This window comes from Bradyrhizobium sp. CB82 (assembly GCF_029714405.1).
Classification (GTDB): Bacteria; Pseudomonadota; Alphaproteobacteria; order Rhizobiales; family Xanthobacteraceae; genus Bradyrhizobium.
In genome coordinates, this window is record NZ_CP121650.1 from 1570379 (window position 1) to 1591974 (window position 21596).

At 61.2% G+C, this 21596-nt stretch carries 15 protein-coding genes and 1 tRNA gene; 4 read left to right on the plus strand and 12 right to left on the minus strand.

From position 1 onward, the window contains the following. The first annotated feature begins 179 nt into the window (after positions 1 to 179). Positions 180 to 1511, plus strand: a complete 1332-nt coding sequence (locus tag QA640_RS07545; protein ID WP_283040083.1) for an IS1182 family transposase — start codon at positions 180 to 182, stop codon at positions 1509 to 1511. 619 nt (positions 1512 to 2130) lie between these two features. Then, positions 2131 to 2207, plus strand: a tRNA-Met gene (locus QA640_RS07550). A gap of 1022 nt (positions 2208 to 3229) precedes the next feature. Here QA640_RS07550 and QA640_RS07555 read toward each other — a convergent pair. After that, positions 3230 to 3439, minus strand: coding sequence for a hypothetical protein (locus QA640_RS07555; protein ID WP_283040084.1), 210 nt, complete (start codon positions 3437 to 3439; stop codon positions 3230 to 3232). Between the two features lie 37 nt (positions 3440 to 3476). Here QA640_RS07555 and QA640_RS07560 point away from each other — a divergent pair, with 37 nt between their 5' ends. Next, positions 3477 to 3611: a hypothetical protein gene (locus QA640_RS07560; protein ID WP_283040085.1), complete on the plus strand. Its 135-nt coding sequence runs from the start codon at positions 3477 to 3479 to the stop codon at positions 3609 to 3611. 298 nt (positions 3612 to 3909) lie between these two features. Here QA640_RS07560 and QA640_RS07565 read toward each other — a convergent pair whose 3' ends face one another. From QA640_RS07565 to QA640_RS07600, 8 genes are all read right to left on the minus strand, one after another. After that, on the minus strand, positions 3910 to 4506 hold the full coding sequence (locus QA640_RS07565) for a redoxin domain-containing protein (protein ID WP_283040086.1): 597 nt from the start codon (positions 4504 to 4506) through the stop codon (positions 3910 to 3912). 39 nt (positions 4507 to 4545) lie between these two features. After that, the gene (locus QA640_RS07570) at positions 4546 to 6306 is read right to left on the minus strand and encodes an MOSC and FAD-binding oxidoreductase domain-containing protein (RefSeq protein ID WP_283040087.1); all 1761 of its coding nucleotides are present in this window, start codon (positions 6304 to 6306) and stop codon (positions 4546 to 4548) included. Continuing rightward, positions 6306 to 6998 carry a cytochrome c gene (locus QA640_RS07575; RefSeq protein ID WP_283040088.1) on the minus strand — a complete coding sequence of 231 codons (693 nt, stop codon included), beginning with the start codon at positions 6996 to 6998 and terminating at the stop codon, positions 6306 to 6308. The genes QA640_RS07570 and QA640_RS07575 overlap by 1 nt, the downstream gene beginning before the upstream one ends. A gap of 788 nt (positions 6999 to 7786) precedes the next feature. After that, complete coding sequence (locus QA640_RS07580; RefSeq protein WP_283040089.1) at positions 7787 to 8839, minus strand: GMC family oxidoreductase; 1053 nt, start codon at positions 8837 to 8839, stop codon at positions 7787 to 7789. A 626-nt stretch (positions 8840 to 9465) separates the two neighbouring features. Beyond that, complete coding sequence (locus tag QA640_RS07585; protein ID WP_283040090.1) at positions 9466 to 10056, minus strand: sorbitol dehydrogenase family protein; 591 nt, start codon at positions 10054 to 10056, stop codon at positions 9466 to 9468. Positions 10057 to 10157: 101 nt separating this feature from the next. Further along, positions 10158 to 10880: a type 1 glutamine amidotransferase domain-containing protein gene (locus QA640_RS07590; protein ID WP_283040091.1), complete on the minus strand. Its 723-nt coding sequence runs from the start codon at positions 10878 to 10880 to the stop codon at positions 10158 to 10160. Positions 10881 to 11060: 180 nt separating this feature from the next. After that, positions 11061 to 11768, minus strand: a complete 708-nt coding sequence (locus tag QA640_RS07595) for a hypothetical protein (protein WP_283040092.1) — start codon at positions 11766 to 11768, stop codon at positions 11061 to 11063. A gap of 119 nt (positions 11769 to 11887) precedes the next feature. Further along, complete coding sequence (locus QA640_RS07600; RefSeq protein WP_283040093.1) at positions 11888 to 14728, minus strand: winged helix-turn-helix domain-containing protein; 2841 nt, start codon at positions 14726 to 14728, stop codon at positions 11888 to 11890. A gap of 629 nt (positions 14729 to 15357) precedes the next feature. Here QA640_RS07600 and QA640_RS07605 point away from each other — a divergent pair. Then, positions 15358 to 15798, plus strand: a complete 441-nt coding sequence (locus tag QA640_RS07605; protein WP_283040094.1) for a hypothetical protein — start codon at positions 15358 to 15360, stop codon at positions 15796 to 15798. Here QA640_RS07605 and QA640_RS07610 read toward each other — a convergent pair. From QA640_RS07610 to QA640_RS07620, 3 genes are read right to left on the minus strand one after another with little or no spacing between them, the layout of a single operon-like run. After that, positions 15719 to 16798 (minus strand): molybdopterin dinucleotide binding domain-containing protein, encoded by a 1080-nt coding sequence (locus tag QA640_RS07610; RefSeq protein ID WP_283040095.1) that lies wholly within the window; start codon positions 16796 to 16798, stop codon positions 15719 to 15721. The two genes, QA640_RS07605 and QA640_RS07610, sit on opposite strands and share 80 nt — an antisense overlap. 37 nt (positions 16799 to 16835) lie before the next feature. After that, entirely contained in the window at positions 16836 to 18212 is a 1377-nt protein-coding gene (locus tag QA640_RS07615) for a molybdopterin-dependent oxidoreductase (RefSeq protein WP_283040096.1), read from the minus strand. Continuing rightward, positions 18209 to 21061, minus strand: a complete 2853-nt coding sequence (locus tag QA640_RS07620) for a winged helix-turn-helix domain-containing protein (RefSeq protein ID WP_283040097.1) — start codon at positions 21059 to 21061, stop codon at positions 18209 to 18211. Before QA640_RS07620 ends, QA640_RS07615 begins: the two co-directional genes overlap by 4 nt. Between the last annotated feature and the right edge of the window lie 535 nt (positions 21062 to 21596).

A 21596-nucleotide genomic window follows, 5' to 3' on the forward strand; every position in this document is an offset into this window, starting at 1 on the left:
GGAGCGCGTCTTCGCGCGTCTCGAACCATGAAGGCCCGCATCTCGCCAGTGGCCATCCTTCGAGACGACCGCCTTCGGCGGTCTCCTCAGAGGCTGTGAATCTTTTTGACTGCTCGCAAGCGGTATAGCCGAAAGCTGGTGCTGTGTGATTCTCTTGCGGTGATGGATTCGCAGGAGGGATGATGGCCGCTGATGAATTGTTTGGGGATCTGCCGGAGCAGGCAAAGCCGCAAGCCGGTGCGGCGCCGCTCGCAGCGCCGCGACTTCGTGAGCCCCAACGCGATCAAATCGAGTTGCGAGCAGTGGATATCGAGAGCCTGATCGGGGAAGACCATCCGGTGCGCCTGATCTGGTCCTATGTCGAGGAACTCGACCTGAGTGAGCTGAAGAACCGGATCAAAGCGCGGGGCGATCGGCCCGGTCACCCCGCGACATCGCCGCGGCTTTTGCTGGCGCTGTGGCTCTATGCCACCAGCGAGGGCGTCGGCAGCGCGCGCGCGTTGGAGCGGCTTTGCGAGAGCCATGACGCCTATCGTTGGCTGTGTGGCGGGGTGTCGGTGAACCATCACACGCTGGCGGACTTCCGGGTCGGTTGCGCCGACCTGCTCGACCGGCTGCTTTGCGAGCATTTGGCGGTGCTGGCGAAGGTCGGCCTCGTCAATCTGGAAACGCTGGCGCAGGACGGTGTTCGGGTCCGGGCCAGCGCCGGGGCCGCTTCGTTCCGGCGGGAGGCGACGCTCGATCGGCACCTGGCCTTGGCTGAGGCGGTGGTGGAAGACCTCAAACGCGAGGTTGACGCTCGTTCGGATGCTAGCAATCAGCGCATGAAGGCCGCCAAGGAGCGCGCCGCGCGTGAGCGCAGAGTGCGCGTCAAAGCGGCGCAGACGGCGCTCGCCGAAATCAAGCAGCAGCGCAAGGAGCGCGAAGAAAAGCGCGGCAACGGCAAGAAGCCGAAAGAGCCGCGGGCCTCCACGACGGACGCCGACGCACGGGTCATGAAGATGGCCGACGGCGGCTTCCGCCCCGCCTACAACGTGCAGGTGACGAGTGCCGCCGGCCAGCCGATCGTCGTTGACATCAAGGTCTGCAACACCGGGTCCGACCGCGGCCTGATGCGGCCCATGCTGGAGCGGCAGCGCGCGCGTCCTGGCGGGTTGCCCAAGGACCATCTCGTCGATGGCGGCTTTGGCAGTGCCGAGGACATCGAGTGGGCGCACGCCGAGGGCATCGATATCTTTTGCCCGCCCACTCAATCCAAGCACGGCACCGATCCCCATCTACCGCGACGCGGCGACGGCCCGGGGGTGTTGGCCTGGCGTGCGCGCATGGCGAGCGAAGAGGGCAAGGCCCGATACAAGCCCCGGTCGATTTGCGAGTGCATACATGCCCGCTGGCGCAACTGGGACCTGCGCCAATTGACCGTGCGCGGCTTCGAAAAGGTCCGCGCCGTCGTGCTCTGGTACGCCCTCGCCAACAACATCCTGCAAGGCAACCGCCTCGCTAGCGCATAGAGGAGCGTTCATCGACATCCCCCAACCTCGCCACAGCCGCCCAGCCCACGCGTTGCCACGACGAGGAACTGCCACATGACCACGCAAAACGAGAAAGATTGGCAAGCTCTCAGGGTGAGGGGTGCAATGCAGGAACGGTCAGCAGCCGCGGGCGAGCGAAGAGGTGGGTTACGCCTTCGGCTAATTAGTTTGACTCGAGTTCGGAATTTAAGACGCCAAATCGGCAACAGTCGACTTGGTTGGCGAGTCCGGAATCCATTCATCCGCGTGATTGGTGGTGAAATGGATTCCGGGGTCCGCCCTTCGAGGCCCCCCGGAAATGACGTGGCGTTTCTCCGTCATCTTGTTGCCGCAAGCTGGCCGTTTGCGGAACTTATGGCAAGTGCAGGCTTTTTCGCCCCCAATCGGGTGCATTTTGCCTGTCACAAACTCGAAAAAACGTAGCTCAAGGCCTTTCCAAAGCGGGCTCCGGTTGATACATAGCCCACGCACCCGACGGGCTTCGTGCCCCGGGTTGCCTTCCAAGGAAGCCTTTGGGACGCGAAAGCAAGCCACGCCACCCGCGCTGGTCCGAATTCACCGTCCCCGGGCGTCAATCGAAGGCCTTGCAAAGGTTTAACGCGGGGTGGAGCAGCCCGGTAGCTCGTCAGGCTCATAACCTGAAGGTCATAGGTTCAAATCCTATCCCCGCAACCAAGTTAGCAAAAAACCCCAGCAATCTGAATGGTTTGCTGGGGTTGCTATTTTGGCCGATTTTGCCTCCAACGATCAATGGCTTAGCTCATGGGTTCAAATCGCCCTGCAACCACACACGTTGCCCACAAGAGCGAAGAGGTGTCGCGCACCCGGCTTAGTGCTGCCCGCGAGGGGCGATTGATTTTTCTCTGCGAGATAGCCGAGCCCGTGCGCTTTGGCTTGATTCAACTGCTCGCGTGCCATCTGGCGCCCGATGAGGCGAGCAAGCTTTCTGAGGACCTGATCTCCGCGGATTGGAATAGGGGGATCGGTGCCATCGAAAGTAAGCGGAGCAGCTCGTCCCTCCCCGTGCCCCTTGCGTTCGCTCATGGGCTGGATTTCGTTCGGTGCCGAAGCCACGTTTCCGCGTCGCGTGCGGTTTGACCCTCGCCTCTCCTTCGTCATTGGCATCGAGGCCTCTTCCGCCAAGGACGAATCTTCGCACTCGGTTGCTCGTTCCGACCGCTAGGACAGAGCAGGGCTTCCAAATTGTTTTGGGCTGCCGCTGTTCCAACCCCATCAGCAGGGTTCGCGTTCCAGCGATTTCGGGCTGTCTGCCGCCCCCTCTTCGCAGCCTCGCTCGTCATGTTCTCGCGCCTGAGGCAGGAGTTCACGCCGACGCTCGATGAGAAGAACACCGTCAGGCTCAGGCCATTCAGTTCGAAATCGAGAAGGTGATCAGCAAGTTTCCGCAGGTCGCGTTAGTGTTCGCGCACCGGTACGCCGGACCTGGCAGTCGATCCGATGCCGCCGAGCGCGTCCGCTACCTACTTCATCGCCGAGATCCTCGCGGACACCCGCGATGAGCTCGTTAAATCTCATCTCGATCGGCTGCGAACGATCCGGCCAATCGCTTTTCGGCTTGACCGCCGCGCTCGAAAACCCGCCGGTGCCGCTGCCGCATTCGAGCCGGAACGTGCGGGCCGCAACCGTACCGCTGACCGCAGTCGCAACATTCGAGCAGACCGAGGGGGCCAACCAGATCAGCCGGTGGCGACGACCCGCCGCTTGCCGTTTTCGCGGTTGCTACCGTCCTGATCGGAGGGCTGCTGACCGCGACGGTGCTGACGCTTGTGGTGTTGCCGGCGCTCTATTCGAGATTCGCGGGAGGAGTGGTGGTTGAGCGAGCTAAAGCAGGAAACGGCATGCACCAGGCGGCGGCGTGGAATCCCGATTCCGGCAAAAAACAACATGCTTCTAGGTGCGCCAACCTCCTTAAAGGAGCTTGGCATGCAACGCGCTGATCTTGGGGCTGCGGCCTCGCTCGTCATGAAGCTGCCGTACCACAATCCGAGGCCAGTGACTTACGAGGGTGTTCTGGCTTTGCTCGATGACGCGTTCACGGGACGTGTTTACTGTTCCTGACCGGGCGAAACGTCGACCCTTCGAGAGACCAACGGCGTTCTTTGCCTAGCGGCGGAATCACCGGCTTGAAGCAAGACCGCGGCTGGCCGGAGGATATGTCGACGAATAGCGAAGCGATGCGGCAAACTGGCATGGCCGGCAAATACTGGATCTATCGCGAGCGCTTTCAGAATGCCAAGGGGCAGGCGCGACTCGTGTCCCACTTTGCGAGGGCCCTTCCCACCGATGCCCCTCGGACCGCTTTGGTCTCCAAGTTCGAGGTTGCTCTCACCCACAGCGGCTGCTTGCGCGTCTGCTGCTAATCCTGATATCCGAGAGTTTGAAGATAGCCTTTGCCGTACGGATAGAAGAGCTCTCTGCGCCCCTGCTGCCACGCAGCTCTAAACTCGGGTGCTGTAATGTCCCAGTCCGGCCGGCATTTCCTGCACACAGCGCGCAGATCCTGGCGAAGTTCCTCCATAGTGGGACGCCCAAAAAACCAGTAGCCGTTGTAGATCTTGTGAATGATGAGACTCGGCTCCAGCACGATCACGTGCGGAATCATTGGATCATGGGCTGGGTCGGTATATTCCGCGATATCGAGATCCTTCTGAACGATGCGCCGCGGATCGGAGAGAAAGGGCCAGTGCGCCCCTACACCGCTACGATATTCGTTTGTCTGGCTGATGTTATCGGTCGTGATCGTGACCAGCCGGCAATAGCCAACCTCCATCTCCCGATGCAATTCCAGCAAGCCTTCAGCCTGGCGGCGATCCTTTGGACAGTAGCCGCCGCGACCAAGCACGACCACCATCGGGTCCTGACCCTGCAGTTCGGATAATTTTCGATGTTTCCCGGTGTGGTCGCTCAACTCGTAGTCCGGGAAAGCAGCTCCCTGCGTGACGTCGGATCGCATTTGAATTCTCCATCATGGGATGCACTTAAGCCGCTGCCGTCACAAGTCGATCACGACGTTGCCCTCGGGCCGTGAGCAGCAAATCAGCAAGTTACCGTCAGCCGGTGCATCGATTGGTTCCGGGTGGTAGCTGACGGTTCCTGCCACCAGTCCGGTCTCGCAGTTGTGGCACACCCCCGTTCGACACGACCAGCGCACCGGAACGTCGCAAGCTTCGGCCAACTCGAGCAGGCTCTTGAACGATGATCCCCAGCGGACATTGAGACCGGAACGCGCGAAGGAAACCATAGGTCCCGAGCCCGGAAGTCCCGCCGGCACATCGGGCGTTTGGCGGGGCGAAGCGGCGATACCTGGCGTCATGGACGGACCCGTGCCGAATATCTCGGTGCGGATGCGATCCTTGGCGACGCCGAAGGACGCAAGGCCGGCGGACAGGTCGCTCATGAACCCGGTCGGTCCGCAGATGTAGAAATCACCATCTCGCGGCAAGTTGAGCTGTTCGATCACTCGCACATCCAGATGACCACGAACGTCGAAATCAATATGGAGTCGGTCCTCAGAGGCGGGCGCGCTGTAGCAAATCTGGCTGTGATGGCGGGGAAGGGCGCCCAGCAACTCGCGCGTCTCGCTGGCAAACGGATGTTCGCTGCCATTGCGGGCCCCGTACAGCCACCAGACATCCCGCGTCGATGCTTCGGCCACCAACGCATGAAGCATCGCGAGCACCGGCGTTACTCCGATGCCGGCACTCACCAACACAACAGGCCTGTTGCCCGGCCGCAGCGTGAAGCTGCCGCGCGCCGCGCTCGCCTGCACGATGTCGCCAACTTTCAACTCGTCGTCAATATAGGCGCTGGCCGCGCCATGGGCTTCCCTTTTGACGCTCACGCGAAAGAACGAGGCACCGGGCTCGCCCGACAGCGAATAGCTTCGCATCAGGGCAGGTGCAGCTGTCGCCCCGAGCCGCAACACGACAAACTGTCCGGGAAGTGCCGCGGCGATCAGCTTCCCGTCTGTCGGTTCGAGCATAAGCGACGTTACGTTGCTGCTCTCGCGCACCTTGCCTGAGACACGAAACGGTCGGAATCCTTGCCATGCCGGTGCCGAGCCGGGCGCGGTGGTGAGCCCGGCATTCCCTGTCGCTGCACCATCCTTGCGCTCCTGTTTCAACAGCGCCTCGAAGGATTTGCGCCATCCGGCGCTCAGCGCCGGGATGCGCAGCGCGCGCTCAAGTTGATCGCGGCGGTGACCGGGCATGTATAGCAGGGCATCGATTTCGGACACGCTCATGCGCTCGGGTCCGGCGTCGACGAGCATGATCGCGTCGCCGGCCTCAACTGCGCCTTCCTCCAGCACACGCAAATAGAAACCGGGTCTTCCGTGCTTGACCAGCAGCGCAGCCATGTCAGGCTCGTTCATCCGGATGCCCAGCCGGTAGCAGGTGACCCGCGGCTGCGTCACCTCGAACAAGGCTTTGCCGATCCGGTAACGGTCTCCGATACACACCTCCGCGTCCGACAGGCCATCAACGGTGAAGTTCTCGCCGAACTGGCCGTAAGCGAAGTCGGATCGGCTCAGTTGATTCTGCCAGTATCGATAGGAATCGTGCTGATAGACCAATACAGCGCGGTGTTCGCCGCCGTGGCCCGCCAAATCTCCTTGTCCGTCGCCCTCGATGTTGAGGCGGCGCACCATCCGTGGACCTCTGACCGGCGTCTTCCAAATGCCGGTATGCACTGTTCTCCCCTGCCAAGTCGTATCGCGCGGCAGACCTACGTTGACTGAAAGCAAGCGTCCCATCACGTTTTTCTCCAAAGATGGTAGCCGGGTTCCTGAACAGGCGACTCGCCATCAACTCGGCGCAGTTTTCGTCTCCGGACGAGGAGAAGGGCGATACCCAAGAATGCAACGGCCGCTGCGATGGCCGTGCTCCCGCGAGCAAGCGCGAGTAGCGGCGAGGAGGCCCCGCCTTGGCGCTCTTCGGCGACCTGTTGTTCGGTGATGGCGGTGTCGGCCGATCCATAGTGCGCGAGCACGAAGTTGCTCAACGCCGCGATGTTGCGATCGCTGAGTGGATTGGCGTCGCTCGGATGGCCGCCGAAGCCCGGCATAAAGGCCTGTCCTTCCGATGTCGTGCGATTCACGCCGTACAAGATGGTCGCAACGAGGTTGGTCGCATTCCGGGCGCCAGTGGCCGAGTTCGAGAACAGACTTGGATAGTAGCCGTCCTTGCTGCCTTGGGCTTCAGCCGAATGGCAAGAGGCGCAATTGCCTTGAAACAGCTCCGCCCCGCTGGGATCGGATTTGCTGTCGGACTTCACGCCGTCGCGTCCACGCAGCCCGGCGAGCGCGGAGAACATCTTCCCGGCCGAGAAACGCGAAACCTGGTCGGCCGGATCGCGAACGGCCGGGACAGCCTGGATATACGTCGCTATAGCATCGAGGTCCGCGGCAGCAAGGTGCTGAAAGCTATACTCGACCGCTTCGCCCATGCTGCCGGCCGCCTGCGCCTTTCCGGACAAGTGTCCCGTGCGCAAATATGCGACCAGTTCTGTCCTGGTCCAGCGTCCAATGCCGCTGATCGGATCCGACGTGATGTTGGGCGCGTACCAAGGCCCGACCTGTGCGCCTGACAAGGCACGGCTCGCCTCCTCTTGCATGAGAAGGCCGCGCGGCGTGTGACATGTGCCGCAATGCGCCGCGCCCTGCACGAGGTACGCGCCTCGGTTCCACTCTGGCGATTGATTTCGGTCGGGCACAAAAGCTGCCGAGTCCAGAAAAAACAGATTCCAGACGATCATTGAGGCGCGGATATTCATCGGGAACGGAAGCCTCGTCGATGGCGGGCGTCGTTCGACCGGCTCTACTGCCTGGCTAAAGTACAAATAGAGCGCGTGGATGTCCTCTTCGGTGAACTTCGCATAAGATGTGTACGGCATCGCAGGATATAGGTTAGCGCCGTCGCGCCGAACGCCGCGCCGGAGCGCCTGCGAAAACTCCTCCTCTGTGTAGCGTCCAACTCCGAAATCTGCCGAGGGAGTGATGTTGGTCGAATAGATGGTCCCGAGCGGCGTGCCGATGGGCAGCCCTCCCGCAAAGGCTTTGCCACGAGGCGCCGTGTGGCAAGCGCTGCAGTCGCCGGCCGTCGCGAGATATTCACCACGCTGGATCGCTGCAGCCGTTTGATCCGGCTGATCAGCGGCCCGACAAATCCCGGCCGCCGCAGTTGCGGCGAGACAGATCAGAAGCGCACCAAGGTGGTGACGGGAGTTGCCCATGATCAGCCGTGCCTCAGTTGGACGACGATTGCGTCCGCCGCTTTCAGCGCCAGCGCTGTCATGGTGAGCGTGCTGTTCGAAGCCGTCGCGCTGGGCATCGCGCCGCCACCAGGCAGGAATAGGTTGGCATGATCGTGTGCGCGGCAGTCAGGATCAACCACGGCCGTCGCCGGTTCGGTTCCCATGATGCAGCCGCCCATGATGTGGTCGCTGTTGAGAAACTCGGGGGACAGCTGGAACTTGGTGGCGCCGAGTTCGGCTGCCAACCGCCGCAGTCGCGGCACCGTGTATTCCTTGGCGCTTTGGCGCACATAGTCGCCGACGTCGTAATAGATGTTCGGTTTGTTGATGCCGAGCCAATCCTTCTGAGTGGACAGCGTCAAACGATTATTTGCCGAGGGCAGGATCTCATGCTCCACGGTCAATCTTGCGGTACAGGCGGAAAGCCGCCGGATCTCCGCGTCCAGGGCCTTGCCCACCAAGCCTTTCTTCAGCGCCGCGGCTGCGCCGAGCGGACTACGAGCGAAATTCTCCATACGGAACATCGCGCCGGCGTGGCGGCCGCGGAAGTCACCTTGTGTGGTGTTGAGGATGCTGCTGCTCTGGACCGGCCCGACGCCTGTCCAGAGGGGTTCCTCCAGCTCCAGCTCCGCCGTGAGCTTCGGCTGATCCATCATGTTGCGACCAACCTGATCGGAACTGTTCGCCACGCCGTTCGGGTTGCGTTCGTTCTTTGACAGTAACAGCAGCTTTGGCGTTTCGATGCCATTGCAGGCAATCACGAAGAGGCGGCCGGTCACCCTGTGCGATTGCTTGTCCGGATCGAAGAAGTGAACCGCCTCGATCGCGTTCTTGTCGCCCGTCTCGATTCGATAGACGACGGCATTGGCTAAGATCTTACCGCCCTTTGCCTCGATCTTCGGCAAGGCCGTTGCCGCGTCATATTTGGCGGCGATCGGACATACCGGAAAACAGTTGTTGTTGCCGCAACAGGCCGGCCGGCCGTCATAGGAGACACCGCTGTTGCGGGCCTGAGGCGCCGGCAGGTTGATCATCCCGATTCTCGCGGCAGCTTCCGTGAACCGATGCTCACCAGGGCCGAAGGGAATCGGTCCCATGGGATAGGGTTTTGAGCGCTTCGCGTTCGTCGGCCATTGCAGCGCCGGGTCGGACGGACCGCTGACGCCGATCGCGTATTCCGCGCGTGTATAGTACGGCTCGATGATTTCGTGACCGAAGGGCCAGTCCCGGCCGACTCCATAAAGGCTCTTCAGCTCCATGTCTTCGGGCGTCAAGCGCCAACAAATTCCGGCCCAGTGCCAGGTCGCGCCGCCTGCGTAACGGACGTAGCCCTGGAGATAGGCGCGGGCATTTGGCCCTTCCAATTGGAGGTATTGCTCCTGCTCCCTGGGCGTGCGGGTTTCGAGATGCGGCGCCCATGGCTTCGGTGGATAGGGTGCATTCCAGTGAAACAGCCGCAGGCTCGGCGGAAGATTCCGGAAGTTCTCGACGATCCGCCAGCGGTCAACGCGAGGCCCGGCTTCGAGCATCAGACCGGATAGCCCCGCGTCAAGAGCCTGTTGCGCGATCAGGCAACCGACTACGCCCGTTCCTACAACGACGACGTCTGCACTATGCTCGCTTGCCATCTGGACAATTCCTCTTTCGAGAGTACCCGCGTTCAAAATTCAGGCATGTTGCTCAGTGGCGGCGCCGTGGCCGTCCATCGGTTCGGCCCGGAAATGGCGTAGGAGGGAATGGTCATGACGTCACTCGTCGGCCCGTACATGAGCGCGTATTCGTAGGCGAACACCTCGGCGTTGGAAGCACTTGTGACGACGCCGAGATACCAGGCAGAAATGATCGAAAGCGCGGTCTCCTTGAGCGGGCCATCCGGTATGTCGGCGAAGAAGTCCTCGACGATCCGTGCGTTTTTCCCTCGGGCGATAGAAAGGAGGCCACCAATTTGCTGCAACAGCGCCGGATTCAAAGCGACCATCGCAGCGCCCATGCGCCTACCTACCTCCGCATTCAGGCGATGGGGAACCAGCAGCGACGAAATCTCCATGAACCGGGCCGCAGCTTCGTCCGACCACGAGGCCGGCGCTGCAACGGCCGGCAGCGTTGGCAGAGCGGCCAACGTACCGAATAGCAACCCGCCCACCAACACGTCGCGGCGAGCGAGATTGAAGGCCGTGGGACAGTCGTCGGGATAGGAGTCAAGCATATCCGTGCGTCTCGCTTTGGCGAGCGGGTCAATCTGGTCTGTCATGTGATCTCTCCCAGGCAAGTCAAAATCGCAACGACATGGCCACAGCCGACGCGCCGCTTTCAGCGAGCGCGCAGGCCAGTTTCTACGGAATGAACGCTGGTCTAAGCGGTCTTCCGCGAGGCGGTGCTCACATGGGCGTTGCCCATCTCACCCAGCTTCGCCAGCAGAGTGTTCGCGGCTGGGCCCGACGAATGTGGATTTTGTCCTGTAATCAATTGGCCGTCGCTGACGACGTGAGGTGTCCAGTTCGCCTTCTTGGAGAAGATGGCGCCCAGCTTCAGCATCTCGTCCTCGACGAGAAAGGGCACGATCTTGGTCAGCCCGACCTCCTCTTCCTCGCCGTTGGTGAAGCCCGTCACTTCCTTGCCGTGAACCAGAAGGCTGCCATCGGGGATCTTGACGTGACGCAGCGCGCCCGTCGAATGGCACACAATGCCGATCGGCTTGCCAGCCGCAAGAAACGACTCGATCAGCTTGATGGAATCCTGGTCTTCGGCGAGATCCCACATCGGGCCGTGCCCGCCGGGATAGAAAACGGTGTCGAAATCTTCCTGCTTGACGCTGTCCAGGCGAACGGTGTTGTCGAGCTGCGCTTCTGCATCCTCGTCGTTCTCGAACCGGAGCGTCAGCTCGGTCCGGAATTCAGGCTCGTTGCTCTTGGGGTCAAGCGGCGGACGGCCGCCCTTCGGGGATGCGAGCGTGACCTCGGCGCCGGAATCCTTGAAGACATAGTAGGGGGCCGCGAGCTCTTCGAGCCAGAAACCCGTTTTGCGCCCGGTGTTGCCCAACTGGTCGTGGGATGTGATGACCATCAAGACCTTCATGACCGTCTCCCTTTGTCGCGCTTCTGTGAAGTCCCTCCGAGCACGGCGATGCAGATCGCACGACCTCGCTGAGCCCGTGACCCTCTTCGTTGCTCGTCACGACACTCTGCGCGGAAGGCCGGCTGTTAGCACGTTATGCGTTGTTAGACGTTGCGAGCGGGGACGTGGCCGCGCGATCGCTTAGTCGAAGGCAGCGTCGAAGATCTCGACGTCAATGAGCGCCGGTTTGGCGATAACGGTTCCGTCGGGCCGCAGCATCTGTGAGCGCCGGAGTGTCGGAACCATGATGTCGGAAAACGTTTGGTGCGCCCACGAATAATCCGCAACTCTCGTTCCAAGCAGGTCGTGGTCCACACGCCGTTGCAAGGCGTTTTCGTCGAAGTAGAATATCTGCTCGGAGTTGTGGGTCACGATGTCCGACGGAAATCGCGCGCGGAGGCGATGCCAGAGTGCTCCGTTCTCATGCCACGGCGGAAGTTCTTCGACCTGGACGTCAGGACGGGCAAGGAGAAATGGCGTGGTCAGGTAGCTCCAAATCGCGAAGCCGCAGAAGAAGACCAAATGCAATTCATCCGCGAGCGGGTGTATCGCGTGATTGGGGAATCGTAATTGTGGGTGACGCCAAGTCCGGAGGATTTCGCCGTCGATGCTTTCGATCGTGACGGAATCCGGTTGAAATGAAGCGCACCCCTGGCCGCCGGTCATGCCGGTAAATCGAACGGATTGGATTCGTGTCGATCCTTCCGCAATGACGTCCGTGAAATGACCGGCATGTCCGGCCTCGGTGAACAACATTCCGCCAAAGGAAAGATGAAGCGTAAACCGGCTCAACCTCATCCAGCGGGCCAAGCCCCCACTGGCATCAAGCGCGTCATCTAGAAGTGCCATGTTTCGCCGGATCCGCCATAAGGTCTCTGCACCATGGCGAGGTATTGGCGGCTTGGCGTGTTAGAAGTTGTTAGGATTTGCGAGAGGATGAGACCCGCGGTATCCCGCTGAAATTGCTTTCAATTCAGAGCAGCCAGAAAGTCCGTGGCAGAGACGAGATCGCGTGTCGCCAGACCTTCGTGATAGCGCGCAACGATTGGTTCGATCAGGGCTCGAGTCTGGCCGGCGCGGCCGCTGACGCGCCAGAGCCGGCCAAGGCTGATCGCACCGCGCAGCTCCCAGCCGAGGGCGCACTGCTGCCGTGACAGGTCAAGCGATTTCTGAAGGAAGCGTTCTGCCTCGGCAGGGGACCCGGAACGTGCCAGAATGTCGCCCTTGATCCTGAGCATTTCCGGCATGTCGAAGGACTCGCCATGATCGCCGACATCGGCGATGGCATCGTCAATCAGGCGCAACGCCTCCTCGAATTGATTTTGCAGCGCCATGCCCTCTGCCTGGGCAGTTGCAAACACGCTCGTCATGATCCGATGCCTGGTCGCGTGTAGCGTGGCCTGACTGCGGCGGAGAAATTCCATGCCGCCAGCGACGTCGCCGCGGCGCAACAGCAGCTCTCCTTTTTGCCCGATGCCGACCGCGTAATAGGGGCCGAGAAAGTGCTTCCCCGCATGATCGATAAGTCTCTCGATCATGCTTTCCGCGCTGGTCCAATCGCCAACCCAGAGAAAGACATAGATCGTCCAGATCAAGGCAATGCCGAGCGTCAGCGGCTGCTCGAGCTGCTCGGCCTCACGTACCGTAAATCTCGCGGCCTCGATCGCCCGCTCCGGCTTGCCCGTGAGCCATAGCCCGCGGGCAAAGGCGACCAATGCGACGATGCGGTCGTCATAGCCGAGGTGACCAATATTCAGACGCTGCGAGCTTGGATTGTGCACCATCGCGCTTTCGCAGAGCGGGACAGCCTTGTCCTGATGGCCAATCAGGTGATGCGCCACCCCCAGCATCCACTCGACGTTGAGCGTGCTGGTCGGGTCGTTCAGCTTGCGTGCAATCGGTTCACCTTTTTCGCCGGTTCCAAGCGCGCCGTGGAAGTCTCCGATGCGGGTCAGGTAGATGTGCAGCCCGCGCAGCAGCCACAATTGCCAGTGGAGATCTTCGAGCTCCTCCGCAAGGTGAAGACTTCGCGTAAAGGCCGCGCGCACGGCTTCGGTGTTACCCTGCGTAAACATCACGGAAATGCCAAGCGCCGTCTGCAACTGCATTTCCTGACGGCGATCTATCGGCGTATTCTCAAGAGACGCGAGAGCCTGACTTGTCCAACGATAGCATTCCATCAGCAGCGAAAGCTCGAGAAAAAGCTGCCCAGCCGAGGCAGCCAGATCGATGCCGATCCTGCGGTCACCACGATCGGAGAAACTCCACTCCAGAGCGGCGCGCACGTTGGGTAGATGGTCTGCATAGAGTAGGAAACCGCCGGCACTTTGAGGGCCCGCGGATTTGAGAGAAATGTCCTGCAGGAAGTCGCGAAAATAATCGGCGTGGGCGCGAGCGACCTGATCTGCTTCTCCGCTTTCGGCCAGCTTCTCCGCAACGAAGGCCCGGGTCGTGTCGAGCAGACGATATCGCAGCCGGCGCTCTCCCGGCGCGGTCGCGATCAGCGACTTTGATAGCAGGTTGGAGATCGCCTCGACGGCTTCGGCTTCGCTAACGCCCTGAAATGATGCGACGGCAAGAGCAGCTTCCAGGGTGAATGGCCCGACGAACACCGACAATCTGCGAAGCGTCGTGCTTTCAGCTGAAGGCAGCAGGTCGTAGCTCCAGCCGAGCGCGGCGCTGAGCGTTTGATGCCGCGGGATCGCGGTACGCCGTCCTCGCCACAACAGGGAGAAGCGGCTGTCAAGGAGCGAAGCGGTCCCGGCAATGCCGTACGCATTGACCCGGCCCGCGGCAAGCTCGATCGCAAGTGCGATACCATCCAGGCGCCGGCAGATTTCGGCGACCAGAGGCGCCTCTTCCTCGCCAAGCTGGAATTCGCTCAGGCTTTCCGCGATCCGTTCGACAAAAAGCTGGGCCGCTGGATAGGCAAGGATTTCGGAGGCGCTCAGTCCATCGCGTTGTGGTGGGCAATCTAGCGGGAACAGACGGAAGACCCGCTCGCCTTCGGTGCGAAAGGACTCGCGGCTGGTTGCAAGGATATGAAGGTCCGGCGCGTCCCGAGCAAGGCGTTCCGCCAGCGGCGCCAGCGTATCGAGCACATGCTCGCAGCTGTCAAAGATCAGAAGCCTTTTGCAGCCCTGCAGGTATTTTAATAGGCCCGGTACGGGGTCATCGGAGCTGACGGGTAGTTCAAGCGCGGAAGCAATGGCGGCTGGGACAAGCTTCTCGTCCCTGAGAGCACCGAAATCGACGAAAGAAACCTGCTCCTCAAAGTCGGTCAGTTGGTGGTGCGCGACCGCAATAGCGACCGAGGTCTTGCCAATGCCCCCAGGGCCGACAACGGTCACGAAGCGGTGCAGAGAGAGCTCGGCGCAAATCTTGTCGACGGCTTCTCCGCGACCGATCATTCTCGCGAGCGGGGCGGGAAGAGCTCGAGCGGATGAGACCTTGCCGGGAGGCTGCGTCGCCGACGAGTCATGCGCGAGAGATGCGGCGAAGCAATAGCCGCGCCCGGGAACATTGACGATGTAGCGGGCACCCGCAGCACCATCGCCGAGCGCCTTTCTCAAAGCGGTGATGTGGAAGCGAAGGCTGCCCTCGTCCACATTCACGTCGGCCCAGACGCGCCTAACCAATTCTCTCTTGTCGACGACTTCGCCGGGGTGCTCGGCGAGGGCGATGAGGATATCGAGCGCGCGGCCCCCGATGTGAAGCGGTGTGCCGTCCTTCTCCAACAACCGCGAGCTGGGAAGCAGCCGGAACGGTCCAAAGGAAATGGCCGAACCTTGATTGGTCTTGTCTGGCACGCGCCATTGCCCCGCTGAGGGAAGTCCAGAGACGACTTGGTTTATCAGAACGAGGGTTTGAGTAAACTGGCCCGGCTGGCGAATATCTGTGCTACGTCTCGAAACGAGCCGAAAAGCTGGCCTGAGTCGTCAGATTTGGCTTAAAAGATAAGATCTTGGACGAAATTTGGGACGGTTCGGACGCGATGCGATCCGTCAGGCGCAAGACCGTCAATCGCTTCGCGGACAACTATGACAATTGTGACGCCGGCGGCCGCTGCCGGGTAGGCCGGATAACGAAGTCTGGCTGTCGGGCATCGAGCATTGGGTCTGCACCTGCTTTGGTGGGATTCTCGGGGCTTTTGATCGAGGGGTGACCCGCCCTCAAAGGGTCTTGGGTGATCTGTGGCGAGCTTCGATAAGACCAACCCGTTTTCACGATCGGTTACCTCCCCCGGATGCATTAGTTTTCGGGCCATTCCGCGTTGTTCCGAATGAACGCCTGCTAGAGCGCGATGGTCAGTCCGTTCCCGTTGGCAGCCGCGCGTTCGATCTTCTCTGTCTGTTGATCCATCGGGCTGGCGAAGTTGTCGGCAAAGCCGACCTCCGTGGATCAGGGAGTCGAATTGCTGCGGCCTGCATTACCCCGCATGCTCGCCGACCGCTTGGAGCTCTACAGTGGGGCAGCGACCATCGCGCTGGTCGAGGGGATGGCTGCGCAGGGTTTGCCTGCGGAGGCGCTCTCCACGATCGAGGCGCGCATCGACGCTGTGGCCGCCCAGGGCGACAGCTGGGAGATGCCGGAGCTCTTGCGCGTGCGCAGTGAGCTCCGCGCCGGCTGCGGTGCCAGCTTAGGCGCAGAGCAGGATATTGGCGCAGCAATGGAGCTGGCCGAGCGGCAGTCGGCGCTTTCCTGGAGATTGCGCGCGGCCATCAGCTATGTTCGCCTCGCCGGCTCTGGTCCTACCTCGGCCCAGGCTCTCTTTGAGTTGAGCCATACGTTGGCTCGCTTTACGGAGGGCTCCGACACGGCAGATCTCCGCGCCGCGCGCCGACTTCTTGAGATCTCTCCTGAGGCCATGCCTCGGTGATCTCGTCACTACGGAGTGGTCGAATTTCGCACATGTTAAAGCGGTGAGAGGGGGTTCCGCTGATGGGATCACGCATTGCAGCGTCGACCGTCAGGTTGAAGTTGCTTCCATTTGGATCCGTTGGATCTGAACCCGCGATCCCAAGTTCAGCGCAAGCTTGCCACCAGCCATGTTGGCCAACGACGACACGGTCGTCCAACGTATCGTTAAAGCGCGCCTTGGCGCGCATTGCGCCGCTCGAGGTTCTGACCTCGACCCAATCTCCGTGCCGAATCTTCCTGGCAGCTGCCGTGGTCGGGTGCAGTTCGATTTCGGGGTAGGGTAAGCGCTTGCGCAGCAGTGGTAACGCGCGATGCTGGCTTTGGCAGAACAAGCTCGGCTTTGCGCATGTCAGAACCAGCGGGAACACATCTGCAGGATGTGGCGTTCCAAAGACGGGAGTTTCGATATCAGGCAGCGCCGGATAGCCCTTGTCAGCGAACGTTTCCGACCAGAACTCGACTTTTCGCGTCGGGGTCGGAAAACCGCGCGCGATGCCGCGCTCGTCCGGTATCTTGTATTTATAGTGAGTCGTTGACAGCGATTTTCGCTGTCCGGCCGGTTCGGCTCTGAGTTGCTCAAGAGAGATGCCACTTAAGGCAAGCTGTTCTCGATAGGCCGCATCGACGTCACCATCCCAGAACTTCATCTCGAGCCCCAGCCGTTTGGCCAAGCTGAAGACAATGTCGGTATCGGGCAAGGCCTCTCCGGGCGGCGGCACGATTTTTGATCGGAGTTGGACGTAAGACTGTGCGTCTTCACTGATTTCAAATCCGATCTTGAGAGCTTCGCGTTCAAAGCAAGACGCGACGGGAATCACGATATCGGCAAGCGCGGCTGTCGGATTCATGAACAGGTCCGCATGTGCATAAAAATCCAGCGACGAAAGTGCCGCGCGGCCGCGAACAGGATCAGCCTGGGCAAGCAGTAGATTCGCGCCGAATCCAATCAGCGTGCGCACCGGATAGGGATCACCTTCGAGAACCGCCCGATAGAAGTCATGGGTGGGTCGACACGTTGTCCCAGCGTGCTGGTCCGAGCGGACGTTCGGCGACGCCGATGGCCGGCGCAAGCTGCTGAGCGAGATCCTCTCCGGCGATCGGCGCTGTCGGGATCGACGGAAGAAGACCGTTGCCGCCGGGCGCATCGAAACTGCCGGTCAGGGCATAGAGCATGGCAATCGCCCGCGCGGTTTCCGTCGTGTTCGCGTGATGCTCGTGTCCGCTCCAGGCATAATATGAGACCGGCCGCGATTCCCAGATCGTGCGTGCCGCCTCTGTCAATTGCGCCGCAGGAATCCAGCACGTCCTTGCGATCGTCTCAGGTGAGTAGTGTCTGCACAGATTGGCGTAGTGGTCGAAGACCGGCCGGCAACTGACGGTCCCGTCGACCGTTTCAACGGTGTATTCGCCTCTTAAGGACAGATGACCAGGCGAGGCATCGTACTGCCCCGTGGTCGGATCGTAGCGGACAATGGATTTCGACAACATATCCAAGGCAACAAGCGACCCACGACCGGCGTCGGGAAATACGTCTTCGGCTTTCAGCAGCCTGTTGGTGTCGGAGCGCACCAGCAGCGGCCCGTTGGTCCATGTGCGCACGAACTCCTGATCATACCATCCGCGCTCGATCATGATGTTGGCGAGACCCAATGCAAGCGCGCCGTCAGCTCCTGGTCGCACCCGCAGCCAGACATCTGCCTTGTTGGCGAGGCCGACATTGCGGGGATCGATCACGACAAGCTTCATGCCCTGCTTGAGACCATCCACCGCAGCCGTCGCGTGCGTGATACGTGAGAACGAAGGATTGTAGCCCCACAGGATCAGACATCCGGTTTTGGCGATCTCCGGCATCGCGCCGCCCGCGCTTCCTGTCGCAACGCTGCCGACCCCGAAGACATATCGCGTGGCGAAGCCGCGGCGCCAGCCGCACAAGTCGAGTGCCCAGACCAGATTCGGGGTGCCAAAGGCGTTCATCAGCCTGCGAACGAAAGGCGCAGAATCCGCGATGGCCGTTGTCGACGGCGACGATAGGCTGAAAGCGACTGCTTCAGGGCCATATTGTGCAGCAGTGCGCCGCATTGCGGACGCGATCTGATCGAGCGCGATGTCCCAGGACGTCTCTTCCCACCCGGGATCAGGATCGCCTTTCGGCCGGGTACGGCGAAGCGGCCGTGTCAGCCGATCCCTGTGATAGACCAGTTCGGGGGCCGCCCGACCCTTGGCGCAAATGGCCGCCCCCGTCGGATGCGAGGGATCGGGATCCAGGCGAATGAACCGCCCGTCGGCCACGGTCGCTATCGTACCGCAACGCGCGATGCACAATCCGCAGTATCCTTTGATATGGTCGACCCTTGGCGCGCAGGAGGCCGTCATGACAGTTGCTCCAGCAGTCGTTCAGCTGCTTTGAGGTCGGCAGTGTCAAACCCCTCTGTAAACTGACCATACGTCCGCCCGACAACGTCCTTCGCAGGTTGGCGAAGGCCCTTTGCAGCCAGGAGCGCTGCAAGGTCGATCGCCGTGCGCAATTCCCAGCCGAGCGCGCCTTGACTGCGACTGAGCTCCAGCGATTGCATGAGACACGCTTCGGCTTCCTCAAGGTGAGAAGGGACCATCGCGCGGAGCAGTCCCCCCTTCATACGTAGCAACTCCGGCATGTAACAGGTATCGCCCTTTGTGCTGACTTGCAGGATCGTGTCGGTCAGGAGTGCCATCGCGTCATCGCGCTGTCCGTTGGCGATCAGGCCTTGCGTGAGGCAGATGTTGAACTCGGTCGTGATCAGCTCGTAGCGGACGGCATGAATCTCTGCCAGGGACGCGCGAAGGTCCGCGATGGCGTTCTGGCCCTGGCGAATGGCCAGCTGCGCCTTTCTTGCGCGCCCGACCGCAGTCAGCGAGCCAAGGGAATAGGATTCGGAGATCGCGATCGAGGCGTCGATATACTCTTGGGCACTCCGAAAATCCCCGGTCCACAGGAAGATCGACGCGGCCCAGGCAAGCAGAACGGTGACCGACGCCGGATGATCCATTCGCTTCGCGCCATCGATGAATTCCCGGGCGCGCTCAACAGCCTGGGTCGGATGTCCCTGCATCCAAAGCGTCCTCGCGAGCGCAATGCCGGCCCGGAAATGGCGATCATGGACCAGATAGATCGTGTCGCTCTGCTGTGACGGCGACCAATCTGCGAACAGCGCCTCGAGCTCGCCGCGCGCGCCGCGGAGGTCTCCCATCATGAGAAGGGAGCGTCCGAGGATGGAATGGGCCAACGCAAGGGCTGCGGGGTCGTCGACATTGGCGGCGAGCGCTCGGCAGCGTTTTGCATACGACAACGCGACATTGAAGTCGCCACTGCGGAAGTGGAACATGTGGAGCATGCCGAGCAGGCCGGCTTCGTTGGCCACATCACGCTCCGCTTCGGCCAATGCCAGACTGCGGTCCAATGCCCCTCGCGCCTGCGCGTTTTCTCCATAAAGCAGCATCGACGAGATCCCAAGGCCTGCCTGCAGGTGCATCTGCTCGGATTTGCTGCAGACTTGATCGTCGAGAACAGCCAGAGCGCGTTGCGACCAATGATGACATTCAGGAAGCAGCGACATCGCCAGGAGGACGGGTGCCGCGGCCGCGGCAAGGCCGATACCGGTCGGCAGATCACCGTTCGCTCCAAAGCACCATTCCAGGGCAGTGCGGACGTTGCTGACGCCGGCGAAATAGGGCGCGCGCTCCGTGCCGGACATCAGGGTGGACCATTCGGAGGCAGCTTGCGCGAGCCATTGCCGGTGGTAACGCGCATGACGGATGGCCAGGGAGGCTGTTTCGATGTCGTCGGCCTCGAGTTCAAGCGCGTAGGCCCGCGTCGTATCAAGCAGACGATAACGCATGACGGCATCGAGGGAACGCGTGGCGACCATGGACTTGGCAACCAGGCTGTCGATGGCCTCAAAAACTTCCGCCTGGTCGAGACCGTTGCCGGTGGCGACCGCAAGCGCAGCGTCGAGGGTGAAATTTCCGACAAAAATGGCCAATCTGCGCAGCACGATGCGCTCTGTTTCGCGCAGCAGGCTATAGCTCCAGTCGAGCGTCGCCTGGAGCGTTTTTTGCCGGGGCGGAGCGGTGCGTGGACCTGCCCATAATTGGGCGAGTCGCTGGTCGAGCAGGGCGGCTATCTCGCTCAAACCATAGACCTCGACGCGGCGCGCCGCCAATTCGATGGCGAGCGCGACCCCATCGAGCTTCCGGCAGATGTCGGCTACAATTGCGGCTTCAGCGTCGTTCAGTTTCAAGTTGGCGCCGCTTGCCACGGCGCGTTCGACGAACAATTGCGTAGCGGGGAATGTTCGTGCGACCTCGGCGGAAAGTTTGCTGCCCTCGGGGGCATAGGCGAGCGGCTCCAGCCGATAGACATGTTCTCCGTCCGCCTGCAGCGTTTCTCGGCTCGTCGCTAGAATGTGAACTTGAGGAGCGGTCCTGAAGATCGCCACGGCCAGGGTTGCAACGGCGTCGACCAGATGTTCGCATGTATCGAGCACAAGCAGAAGGCGCTTGTTTCTGAGAAAGGCGATCAGGCCGGAGATTGCGTCCGCGCTCTGGACGGAGAGGCCCAGCATCGACGCGACGCCAGTTGTCACGAGGCGAGGATCGCTCACCATGCTCAGGTCGACGAAGAGAACTGCGCCGTCGAAGGTCGTGTGCAGTTGGTGCGCGATCGCCACGGCAACGGTGGTCTTACCGACGCCGCCTGATCCGACGATCGTGACAAACCGGTAGGCATTGAGCCGCAGCGACAGCTTCTCAAGATCTTCCTCGCGGTCGATCATAGCGCCGAGCCGGCTCGGCAGATTGTAGTGATGAAAACCTGGGGAGGGGGCAACGAGAGACTGGGCTGTAATGCCCGAGCGTGAAGTCGCGGCAACAAAACTATAGCCCCGTCCTGATAATGTGGAGATATACCTGGCGCCATCCTTTCCGTCCCCGAGCGCCTTGCGCAGACCGGCGACGTGGAAGCGCAAGGCGCCTTCCTCGACATTGAGCCCGGGCCACACCTCGGCGATCAGGTCGTTCTTGCTGACCACTTCGTTCGGACGGGACAGCAGCGTCACAAGAATGTCGTAGGCTCGGGCGCTGAGCTCGACGCGGGCGCCTTCCTTGGTCAGCATTCTCTCGCCGGGAACCAGGAGGAAGGGGCCAAACGAGACCGTTTCATTGCTTTGCGCAGGCGGCGCTGCCATGGCGTGCTTCTTCTTTAGCGCTTTGAATTAGCTTCAATATTTGCGCCGGTGCCGGCGCTGGCATCAGAGTAGATCGTAACGATGCAGGTCAGTAGTTCGTAGGCTTTGTCCGGCTGAGTGAGACGGTTGCCCTGCTCGCATTGCTAACGGGCTCTAACAAGCCATAACAAGCACTAATCCTTCGTTTGAGCGAAGCTAATCACGCGATTTTGCTCGGGATCCTGGGATTATCCCTCAAACCAAGGAGCTTGCCATGACGGTCGCAGAGATGCGTAACCAAGCGCACGGCGAGTTGTCGAAACCTCATACTATTGACCTCAAGCTTGAGGTCGTTGTCATTCCCGTGTCAGACACTGACCGCGCAAGCGGCTGACGACAATTGGCCGGACTGGTACGCCGATTTCATGGTTCGCGAGCAAGCCGGCGAACCATTGCCATCTTGATCTGCGAGCCCGCATCGCTTCCTGACATGCACGCTGATGCGGCGCCGCTTGCGAAGTGACGTCGACACGAAAGCTCATCTCGCAGATCGTGA

Bases quoted from the DNA above. Each gene is read 5' to 3' on its own strand.
- QA640_RS07545 (WP_283040083.1), top strand. From the start codon at position 180: ATGATGGCCGCTGATGAATTGTTTGGGGATCTGCCGGAGCAGGCAAAG.
- QA640_RS07555 (WP_283040084.1), bottom strand. From the start codon at position 3,439: ATGTTGTTTTTTGCCGGAATCGGGATTCCACGCCGCCGCCTGGTGCAT.
- QA640_RS07560 (WP_283040085.1), top strand. From the start codon at position 3,477: ATGCAACGCGCTGATCTTGGGGCTGCGGCCTCGCTCGTCATGAAGCTG.
- QA640_RS07565 (WP_283040086.1), bottom strand. From the start codon at position 4,506: ATGCGATCCGACGTCACGCAGGGAGCTGCTTTCCCGGACTACGAGTTG.
- QA640_RS07570 (WP_283040087.1), bottom strand. From the start codon at position 6,306: ATGGGACGCTTGCTTTCAGTCAACGTAGGTCTGCCGCGCGATACGACT.
- QA640_RS07575 (WP_283040088.1), bottom strand. From the start codon at position 6,998: ATGGGCGAAGCGGTCGAGTATAGCTTTCAGCACCTTGCTGCCGCGGAC.
- QA640_RS07580 (WP_283040089.1), bottom strand. From the start codon at position 8,839: ATGATCAACCTGCCGGCGCCTCAGGCCCGCAACAGCGGTGTCTCCTAT.
- QA640_RS07585 (WP_283040090.1), bottom strand. From the start codon at position 10,056: ATGACAGACCAGATTGACCCGCTCGCCAAAGCGAGACGCACGGATATG.
- QA640_RS07590 (WP_283040091.1), bottom strand. From the start codon at position 10,880: ATGAAGGTCTTGATGGTCATCACATCCCACGACCAGTTGGGCAACACC.
- QA640_RS07595 (WP_283040092.1), bottom strand. From the start codon at position 11,768: ATGGCACTTCTAGATGACGCGCTTGATGCCAGTGGGGGCTTGGCCCGC.
- QA640_RS07605 (WP_283040094.1), top strand. From the start codon at position 15,358: ATGCTCGCCGACCGCTTGGAGCTCTACAGTGGGGCAGCGACCATCGCG.
- QA640_RS07615 (WP_283040096.1), bottom strand. From the start codon at position 18,212: ATGACGGCCTCCTGCGCGCCAAGGGTCGACCATATCAAAGGATACTGC.
- QA640_RS07620 (WP_283040097.1), bottom strand. From the start codon at position 21,061: ATGGCAGCGCCGCCTGCGCAAAGCAATGAAACGGTCTCGTTTGGCCCC.